The sequence below is a fragment of the Xanthobacter autotrophicus genome, from assembly GCF_029991245.1.
Classification (GTDB): Bacteria; Pseudomonadota; Alphaproteobacteria; order Rhizobiales; family Xanthobacteraceae; genus Xanthobacter; species Xanthobacter autotrophicus_C.
Map to the genome: position 1 here is coordinate 1 of NZ_JAIVFO010000163.1, position 9,456 is coordinate 9,456.

The following is a 9,456-nucleotide window of genomic DNA, read 5'->3' on the forward strand; positions in this document are numbered from 1 at the left end:
GGGTGGGGGCGAGCGCCGGGGGCTGGAAGCGCCTTCGGCGGACTTTTTGCGCTGGATCCCGGCTCGCATTCCGCTGGCGCTGCATGCGTCCGGGACACACGGGTGCTTTCGTGTCCCGGCCGACTGCAACGGAGCGCAGCGCAGTGGAAGGAGAGCCGGGACGTAAGCGCAACGAACCCGCCGAAGGCGCAGCAGGGTTACCGCGTCGGCGTCGCCCGCAGGCGTGCCACGGTCTGCGCCAGCCCCTCCCAGGCGGGTGCTTCGGGTGCGAATTTCGCGCGCATGTAGCGCACCAGATCCGCCACCTGCGCGTCGTCGAGGCTGTCGCGGAAGGCGGGCATGTCGCCCAGTGCCGGCGCGGCGGGGGCGGGGATGCCCTCCAGGATGACGCGGATGAGATTGTCCGGCCGCGCCGCATACACATTGGTGTTGAGCGCCAGAGCCGGCCGCGCGCCGAACAGGGTTGGCCCGTCCGGCGCGTGGCAGGCGGAACACGCCCCCTCGAACAGGCGGCCGCCCACGCTGTCCATGGGCCGCAGCGATTCGTCGGCCTTCGCCTCCAGGGTTGCCGCCACGGTTGCGGCATCCGCGCTGGCGGGGCCGGAGAAGCTGGCGAGATAGGTCGCCATGGCGCGGATGTCCGCATCCGGCAGATGGGCGAGTTCCTGCACCACCGGCGCCATGGGGCCGGCGGCCGTGCCGTGGAAGCGCGAGAAGCCGGTGCGCAGATAGGTGTAAAGCTCGTCCTCGGTCCACGGAATGGGCGCCCTGGAGAGCGCGGTGAGGGCCGGGGCCTCCCAGCCGTCCGCGACCCCGCCGGCGAGATACGCCGCGCCGGCCTTTTCCGCGCCCAGCAGGTTGCGCGGCGTGTGGCAGGCGCCGCAATGGCCCAGCCCCTCCACCAGATAGCGCCCCCGGTTCCACTGGGGCGATTGCCCCGCCTCCGCCTGAAGCTGGCCGGGGGTGAGGAACAACAGGTTCCAGCCGGCCATCAGCGGGCGGATGTTGAAGGGGAAGGTCATGCGGTTGGCGGGCGGCGTCGCCTTCACCGGGGCCTGCGACATGAGGAAGGCGTAGAGCGCCTGCATGTCGGCATCGGAGGTGCGGGTGAAGGCGGTGTAGGGGAAGGCCGGGTAGAGGTGGCGCCCGTCGCGGCCGATGCCCTCGCGCATGGCCCGCTCGAACGCGGCATAGGACCAGGCGCCGATGCCGGTCTCCGCATCCGGCGTGAGATTGGTGGAATAAATCGTGCCGAACGGCGTGTGCAGCGCCCGCCCGCCGGCATTGGCTATGCCGCCCTCGGCCGTATGGCACACCGCGCAATCGCCCAGCGCCGCGAGGATCTTGCCGCGCGCGATCATCTCGGCGGAGAAGCTGGCCGGGTCGGGCGGCGCGATAGGCGCAATGGCGCCGCGAATGGGCAAAGCCAGCGTCGCCATCCCCAGCGCCCCGGCGAGCGCTGCGCCGGCCATGGCGAACCACGGGCGGCGGCGCTTCTCCTTCACCGGCTTCGGCGCGGCCTCGCCGGACAAAGCGGCGCGCACCCGGTCCGGCGTGAAGGGCGGTTCGCGCAGGCGCACGCCGGTGGCGTCGAAAATGGCATTGGCGATGGCCGCAGCGCTCGGCACCGAGGCGGATTCCCCCGAGCCCAAAGGCGGATCATCGGGGCGCGGCATCAGCACCACGTTGATCACCGGCACTTCCGGGAAGGTGAGGATGGGGTAGGCCCCCCATTCCCGGCTGGTGACGGCCTTGTCGTCGAACGTCACCTGCTCCTTCAGCGCCCGGGAGGTGGACTGGATGACGTTGCCATGGATCTGGTGCTCGATGCCCGCCGGGTTGATCATGAGCCCGGAATCCTGGCCCACCACCACGCGCTTCACCGCCACGTCGCCGGTGCGCCTGTTCACCTCCACCTCGGCCACCCAGGCGGACCAGGCGGCGCCGTAGCCGGGGAATTTGGAGTGCACATACAGGGCATAGGCGAAGCCCTGGCCGCGCACCACGTCGCCCTCCACCACCGAAAGGCGCGGGGCGGTGCGCTTCTCCCAGCCGGCGCGGGCGGCGGTGGCCTTCACCAGTTCAGCGGCGCGCTCGTCGTGGAGGTGGCGCAGGCGATAATCCACGGGATCGACGCTGGCGGCGGCGGCCAGTTCGTCGATATAGCTCTCGTGGGCGAAGCTGTTGGGCAGCGCCGAGACCCCCCGCAGCCACGCCGCCCGCACGATGGGCGCCACGTCGTCCACGCTCACGCGCATGTGGTCGTAGGCATAGGGCGGGATGGCGGTGCGATCGCCCATCTCGAACACGGGATTGTCCGCCGGCACCCGTCCCGTCAGCAGCAGCGCCAGCGTCACCGCGGCGTTGGAGGGGTAGCGGGTGTTGAACTCGTAAGACGCCGGCGTGCCGTCGGCATTGATGCCGCCCTTCACCTGCATGAGCTGGGCGGCGCCCTTGGGCTCCCAGGCATGCTCCTGCTCGCGGGTCAGCTGCACCCGCACCGGACGGCCCACGGCACGCGACAGCAGGGCGGCGTCGGCGGCCACGTCGTCGGCGCAATTGCGGCCATAGCAGCCGGCAGCCTCGAAGCGGACGATCTCCACCGCCTCTTCCGGCAGGCCCAGCAGCAGGGCGATATCCATGCGCAGGGGATAGGGATTCTGCGTGCCGGCCCAGATGGTGGCGCCATCCTCGCGCACATCCGCCACCGCGCAGGACGGGCCGATGGAGGCGTGCATCTGGTAGGGCCACACATAGGTGCGGTCGAGGGTTTGCGCGGCAGCCGCGCGGGCGGCGTCGGGATTGCCGCGCTCATGCAGGATGCGCCGGTTCTCGGCCGGGATGGCGCGCAGGGCGTTCTCCACGTGGTCGAGGTCGGGCAGGGTGGGGGTGGGCTTCCATTCCACCTTCAGGCGACGGGCGGCCTCGGCGGCCTGCTCCTCCCGCTCGGCGACGACGCCCACGAAATCGCCCATGGTGACCACCGCCACCATGCCGGCAATGTGGGCGACGGAGGCTTCGTCCACCCTGATGAGGCTCTTGCCCACGAACTCGCCGGCATCGATGCCGGCATAGGGTGGGCGCACCACGCGGCCGTGCAGCATGGCAGGCACGCGCACGTCATGCACATAGGTGAAGCTGCCCGTGGCCTTGGCCGGGATGTCCACCCGCGGCACCCGCTGGCCGACGATGCGGTGGGCGCTGGCCGGCTTCACCGGCATGTCGTCGGAGAGCAGCAGGCGCTCGGCACGGCCCTTCAGCAGGTCGGCATAGGCGAGGCCCGCATTGCCGCCGTCGCGGGGGCGGACGATGCCGTCCTCCACCTCCAGCGCGTCGGCGTCTAGTCCCAGCGTCTCGGCGGCCAGTTCCACCAGCCGGTGGCGGGCCTGCGCGGCGGCGCGGCGCAGGGGCTGGGCCGAGACCTGGATAGAATCGGAGGCGATGGTGGCGCCCTGGTTGGGCGCAAGCCCGGTATGGCCGAGCACCATGGTGACGCGCTCCAGCGCCACGTCCAGCTCCTCGGCCACGATCTGCGCCAGTGCGGTGCGGATGCCGGTGCCGAGGTCCACATGGCCGTTGAAGGCGGTGACGGCGCCGGCGTCGTCCACCAGCAGGAACAGGTCGAGGGCGCCGTCCCGTGGCATGGTGCTGCGCTGGAGGCCGGCGACGGACTGCGCCGGCCGCAGCACGCAGAGATTGCCGGTGGCGGCGAGGATCTGGTCCTTGTCCGGGCGCGGCTCGCTCATTCGGATGCCTCCCCGTGGGCGGCGCGCATCACCGCGCGCAGGATCTCCACATGGGTCCCGCAGCGGCACAGATTGTAGCGCAGGGCGGCGCGGACCTCGCTTTCCGTGGGCGAGGGATTGCGGGCGAGGAAGGCGACGGTGGTCATGATCATGCCATTCAGGCAGTAGCCGCATTGCGCCGCCTGCTCGGCGATGAAGGCGGCCTGCACGGGATGCGGCGCCTCAAGGGTGCCGAGCCCTTCCAGCGTGGTGATGGCGCGCCCGTCCGCTGTGCCCAGCGTGGTGACGCAGGAGCGGGCGGCGACGCCGTCCATGAGCACGGTGCAGGCGCCACACTCCCCCAGCCCGCAGCCGAACTTGGGACCGTTGAGGCCCAGGTCGTTGCGCAGCACATAGACGAGGGGCGTGGAGCGGGGCAGCGCGAACGCGTGCGCTGTTCCATTCACCTGAAGTTGAACCGGCTCGGACATCTTCGTTTCGGTCCGCTATTCGGACGTGCCAGTGTAGGCGACGCGGCAGGCGCCACGTGCGTCTGGATTGTTTCTATACGAATGATCTGGCGTCAAGCGCGCACCGCGCACAAATGCGCGGCGCGCCCACCCGCCCTGAAGCGGCGCAAGACAGGTCATAAACCTGTGGCCGCAAAAGGATAGGACAGGTCTGCTGCCTCTTCGGGCGGCGTGCCTCATCCTTGTGCTTGACACTTCGGGCTGCTCCTTTTTCATTAGTGTACATATGAAAAACGAAATCGCCCCGCCGGCTGTCCGCCGGGGCCGGAGCCCGCCCTCCATGGCGCAGAACATTCAAGGCGACGCCTCAGGCCAGACCCCCGTCGCCGCATCGGCCGGCGACGACAAGATCCGCTGCGATGCCTGTCCGGTCATGTGCTACATCAAGCCCGGCAACACCGGCGCCTGCGATCGCTACGCCAACCGCGCCGGCGAGCTGATCCGCGTCGATCCCCACGTCATCCTCGACCGCACGCTGGAGCAGGGCGGCAAGGTGGTGCCCTTCGATCGCGGCGGCGACTGGGACGGGCGCCTCGTGGCCGATGGCGGCACCTTCGTGACCGCGGTGGGCTCCGGCACCACCTATCCCGACTACAAGCCCGCCCCCTTCATCGTTTCCGCGCAGGTGAACGGCGTGGACATGGTGACCGTGGTCACCGAGGGCATCTTCTCCTACGCCGGCGTCAAGGTGAAGATCGACACCGACCGCTTCCTCGGCCCTGAACAGGCCACCGTGCGCGTGGCCGGCGAGCCGGTGGGGCATGTGACCACATCCGAATACGGTTCGCAGATGCTGTCGCTGGGCGGCGTCCACCACCTCACCGGTGGGGCCAAGAAGGAAGGCCGCGTCACCTGCGAGGCCTTGCTGGACCTGTGCAATGCCAAGCCGGTGGAACTCACCGTGGATGGGGGCGCGACCATCATCGTGCAGGCGGGCCACGCCCCCATCGTCAATGGCGGGCAGGAGGAGCGCATGCGGGTGGGCTGCGGCTCCGCCACCATCGGCATGTTCGCGCGGCAATGGTTCGGCAAGGTGGACGAGGTGGTGGTGGTGGACGACCACATCACCGGCGTCCTCTCCGAGCATCAGGCCGGCAAGCTTCTGGGCGTGCGCGACACCGGCATCCGCATGAAGGGCCGCCGCTCCACCCCCGGCCGCTATTTCCAGGTGGCCGAGCCGGGGCTGGGCTGGGGCGGCACCAATATTTCCGATCCACTCTCCATCCTCGGCGCGTTCGATGCCAAGGCGGCTTGGCCGGGCCTGCGCCTGCTGCTGGTGTCCACCACCGGCGAGCATTTCGGCTATTATGTGCTCGACGAAAACCTGGTGCCGCGCGAGGCTGAGGTCCCGGCGGATCTGGCCCCCTCCGTGGAGCGCATCCGCGAGAATTGTGAGCCGGCGCTCTCCTCCGTGCTGTTCATGGCCGGGGCCGGCGGCTCCCTGCGCGCGGGCGTGACGGAAAATCCGGTGCGGCTCACCCGCTCGGTGAAGGAGGCCATCACCCGCGTCACCTGCGGCGGCGCGCCGGTCTATGTCTGGCCGGGCGGCGGCATCACCTTCATGGTGGATGTGATGCGGGTGCCGGAGAATGCCTTCGGCTATGTGCCCACGCCGGCTCTGGTGGCGCCCATCGAGTTCACGCTGACGCTGGAGGCCTACGCCGCGCTCGGCGGGCACATGGACCACGTGCAGCCGGTGGGCGAGATCCTTCATCGCGACAGCGTGCGGGAAGTGGCGCCCATCGGCGACAATCCCTGGCCCCTCGCGACCCGCGGGCAGGGCTGATGGCCATGCGCACCGCTGCCCTTTCCAGCCCGGTCGCAGCCCCGCCCCGCGCTCCGCAGGTGGCGCTGCTTGCGGACGGGCGCCGCCTGCATCTGAACGATGGTCCCATCGACTTGGTCATCGAGGCCAGCGGCGATCCCCGTCAGGTGGCGGCGGCCTACCGCGCGGCGGTGGCGCGCTTCACCGGCCTGCTGGATGCGCTGTGTGCGGAACTGCCCTTGCTGCGCCGTCCCGCCTATGCGGGGGCCTGCCCGCTGGAGGGGAAGGTCGCCCGGCGCATGTGGGCGGCGGTTGAGCCCCACGCGCGGGCCGGCTTCATCACCCCCATGGCGGCGGTGGCCGGCGCGGTGGGCGAAGAGGTGCTGGAGGCGCTGGCTTTGCCCGGCATCACCCGCGCCCATGTGAATAATGGCGGCGACATCGCCCTTCATCTGACGCCGGGGGCCGACTATGTCGCCGGCCTCGTGGATCGCCCGGATCGGCCCCGCCTCATCGGCACGGCGCGGGTGAGCGCGGACAGCCCGGTGCGCGGCATCGCCACCTCGGGCTGGCGCGGGCGCAGCTTTTCCCTCGGCATCGCGGATGCCGTCACCGTGCTCGCCCCCACCGCCGCGGCGGCGGATGCGGCGGCGACCGTCATCGCCAATGCGGTGAACCTGCCCGGTCATCCCGGCATCGCCCGCATCGCCGCCCGCGACGTGCAGCCCGATAGCGACCTCGGCCCGCTGAAGGTGACGCGCGCCGTGCCGCAGCTTTCCCCCGCCGAGATCGACGAGGCGCTGGCCGAGGGCCTTGCCTGCGCCGGCGCTTTGGTGGCGCGGGGCCTCATCTCGTCCGCCGCGCTGCATCTGCAGGGCGTGAGCGTCTCCACCGATCCGGCCGACGGAACGTTTGCCGGCCGCCCTTTTTTGTCCCTCGCCCGCCAACAAGAAAGCGAAGCAGCTCATGCCTGAGGTGAAGATCCGCAAGCAGGTCCGGATCGTGGAGGAGATCTTCCACGAAGGCGGCCCCGTCGCCGCCAAGCCGCGCCGTCGCGCCGCCATCGTCACGGTCATCGAGAACCCCTATGCCGGCCGCTACGTGGAGGACATCGCGCCCTTCATGGAGGATCTGAAGCCGCTGGGCGTCGCCATGGCGAAGGAGCTGGTGGTTGCCCTCGGTGGCGACCCGGCTGCCGTGGACGGCTACGGCAAGGGCGCCATCGTGGGCGCCGCCGGCGAGATCGAGCACGGCGCCCTGTGGCATGTGCCCGGCGGCTACGCCATGCGCGAGGCGCTGGGCGACGCGCTGGCCATCGTGCCTTCCACCAAGAAGGTGGGCGGGCCGGGCACCCGCCTCGACGTGCCGGTGACACATAGCAATGCTTCCTATGTGCGCAGCCATTTCGACGCCATGGAAGTCGGCGTGTCCGACGCCCCCCGGGCCGACGAGATCGCTCTGGTGCTGGTGATGACCTGCGGGCCGCGCGTCCATGCCCGCGTGGGCGGCCTCGCGGCGGCGGACATCTCGAAGGGGGACGGCCTGCGATGAGCGCGAAAATCCGCAAGATCGTCACCATCGTCGAGGAGACGGCGACCGAGATGGGCCGTCCCGTGTCACCGCCCACCCGCCGGGCGGCGGCGGTGGCGGTGATCGAGAACCCGTTCGCCGGCACTTACGTGGAAGACCTCTCCGAGCTTATCGCCATGGGCGAGGAGCTGGGCGGCCTGCTGGCGGCCCGCGCAGTGGCGGCGCTGGGCATCGAGGGGCCGGCGGCGCAGAGCTACGGCAAGGCCGCGCTGGTGGGCGAGAACGGCGAGCTGGAGCACGCGGCCGCGCTCTTGCATCCCAAAATGGGCGCGCCGGTGCGCGCCGTGCTCGGCACGGGCGCGGCGCTCATCCCCTCGTCCAAGCGACGGGGCGGCCTGGGCGCGGAGCTGGACATTCCTTTGGGACACAAGGACGCTGCCTTCGTGCGCAGCCATTTCGACGGCATGCAGGTGAGCATTTCCGATGCGCCCCGCGCGGGCGAGATCGTGGTGGCGGTGGCGGTGACAGATTCCGGCCGGCCGCTGCCGCGGGTCGGCGGGCTGAAGGCGGACGAGATCAAGGGTGAGGACGGCTTGCGCTGAGTTGGGCGGCGCGGTCTGTGGTGCAGGACTTCGGACACAGAGGGGAACAGCACATGAAGAAACTCATCGGCGTAACACTCGGGGCGACGTTCGCCGCCCTGATGCTGGCCTCCGGTGCCGCCAAGGCGCTCGAAGGCGAGATCAAGGTAGGCGAGATCAATTCCTATTCGGCGCTGCCCGCCTTCACCGAGCCCTATCGCAAGGGCATGGAACTGGCGCTGAAGGAGATCAACGACGCCGGCGGCATCAAGGGCAAGAAGCTGGTCGTCATCTCCAAGGATGACGGCGGCAAGCCCGCCGACGCCCTCACCGCCGCCAACGAGCTGGTCTCGCGCGACGGGGTGGTGATGATCTCCGGCGGCTTCCTCTCCAACGTGGGGCTGGCGCTGGCCGATTTCGCCAAGCAGAAGCAGGTGGTCTACATCGCCGCCGAGCCGCTCACCGACGCCATCGTCTGGTCGAAGGGCAACGATTACACCTTCCGCCTGCGCACCTCCAACTACATGCAGGCGGCCATGCTGGCGGAAGAAGCGGCAAAGCTTCCCGCCAAGAAGTGGGCCACCATCGCCCCCAATTATGAATTCGGCCAGTCGTTCGTGGCAGTCTTCAAGGAACTCTTGAAGAAGAAGCGCCCGGACGTGGAGTTCGTGGCCGAGCAGTGGCCGCCGCTGGGCAAGATCGACGCCGGCCCGGTGCTGCAGGCCATCGACGCCGCCAAGCCCGACGCCATCCTCAACGCCACCTTCGCCGGCGACCTGGTGAAGCTGGTGCGCGAGGGCAATACCCGCGGCATCTTCAAGGACCGCGCGGTGGTGAGCTATCTCACCGGCGAGCCGGAATATCTCGACCCGCTGAAGACCGAGACGCCGGAAGGCTGGATCGTCACCGGCTATCCCTGGTACGCCATCAAGACCCCCGAGCACCAGGCGTTCCTCGACGCCTACCAGCAGCTCCACAAGGACTATCCGCGTCTCGGCTCCATCGTCGGCTACTCGACGGTGAAGTCCATCGCCGCGGTGCTCAAGGCCACCGACGACCACACCACCGGCGGCATCGTCAAGGCTATGAAGAACCTGAAGGTTTCCACCCCCTTCGGCGACATCGTCTATCGCGCCGGCGACCACCAGTCGACCATGGGCGCCTATATCGGCACCACGTCGCAGCAGGACGGCAAGGGCGTGATGGTGAACTTCACCTTCAAGCCCGGCGCCGACTACCTGCCGCCGGAAGCCGAAGCCGCCAAGCTGCGCCCCGCGAACTGAGGTTGTCTCCCCCTCCCCCGCTTGCGGGGGAGGGCCGGGGAG

7 protein-coding genes are annotated in these 9,456 nt (G+C 69.8%); 5 read left to right on the top strand and 2 right to left on the bottom strand.

What is annotated here, in order from left to right; all coding sequences use genetic code 11:
- Positions 1-197: 197 nt before the first annotated feature.
- Both K9U41_RS19825 and K9U41_RS19830 read right to left on the bottom strand, forming a co-directional pair.
- Complete coding sequence (locus tag K9U41_RS19825) at positions 198-3,746, bottom strand: molybdopterin cofactor-binding domain-containing protein (RefSeq protein WP_282642578.1); 3,549 nt, start codon at positions 3,744-3,746, stop codon at positions 198-200.
- A complete protein-coding gene (locus K9U41_RS19830) occupies positions 3,743-4,216 on the bottom strand; it encodes a (2Fe-2S)-binding protein (protein ID WP_282642579.1) in 474 nt (157 codons plus the stop codon). Before K9U41_RS19830 ends, K9U41_RS19825 begins: the two co-directional genes overlap by 4 nt.
- A gap of 319 nt (positions 4,217-4,535) precedes the next feature.
- Between K9U41_RS19830 and K9U41_RS19835 the strand changes: the two genes are divergently transcribed.
- From K9U41_RS19835 to K9U41_RS19855, 5 genes are read left to right on the top strand one after another with little or no spacing between them, the layout of a single operon-like run.
- Positions 4,536-6,041, top strand: coding sequence for a 6-hydroxynicotinate reductase (locus K9U41_RS19835; protein WP_282642580.1), 1,506 nt, complete (start codon positions 4,536-4,538; stop codon positions 6,039-6,041).
- Between the two features lie 5 nt (positions 6,042-6,046).
- A complete protein-coding gene (locus K9U41_RS19840) occupies positions 6,047-6,994 on the top strand; it encodes a UPF0280 family protein (RefSeq protein ID WP_282642584.1) in 948 nt (315 codons plus the stop codon).
- Positions 6,987-7,571, top strand: a complete 585-nt coding sequence (locus K9U41_RS19845; protein WP_282642581.1) for an amino acid synthesis family protein — start codon at positions 6,987-6,989, stop codon at positions 7,569-7,571. Before K9U41_RS19840 ends, K9U41_RS19845 begins: the two co-directional genes overlap by 8 nt.
- On the top strand, positions 7,568-8,152 hold the full coding sequence (locus tag K9U41_RS19850; protein WP_282642582.1) for an amino acid synthesis family protein: 585 nt from the start codon (positions 7,568-7,570) through the stop codon (positions 8,150-8,152). Before K9U41_RS19845 ends, K9U41_RS19850 begins: the two co-directional genes overlap by 4 nt.
- A gap of 53 nt (positions 8,153-8,205) precedes the next feature.
- Positions 8,206-9,414: an ABC transporter substrate-binding protein gene (locus K9U41_RS19855; RefSeq protein ID WP_282642583.1), complete on the top strand. Its 1,209-nt coding sequence runs from the start codon at positions 8,206-8,208 to the stop codon at positions 9,412-9,414.
- Positions 9,415-9,456: the final 42 nt, after the last annotated feature.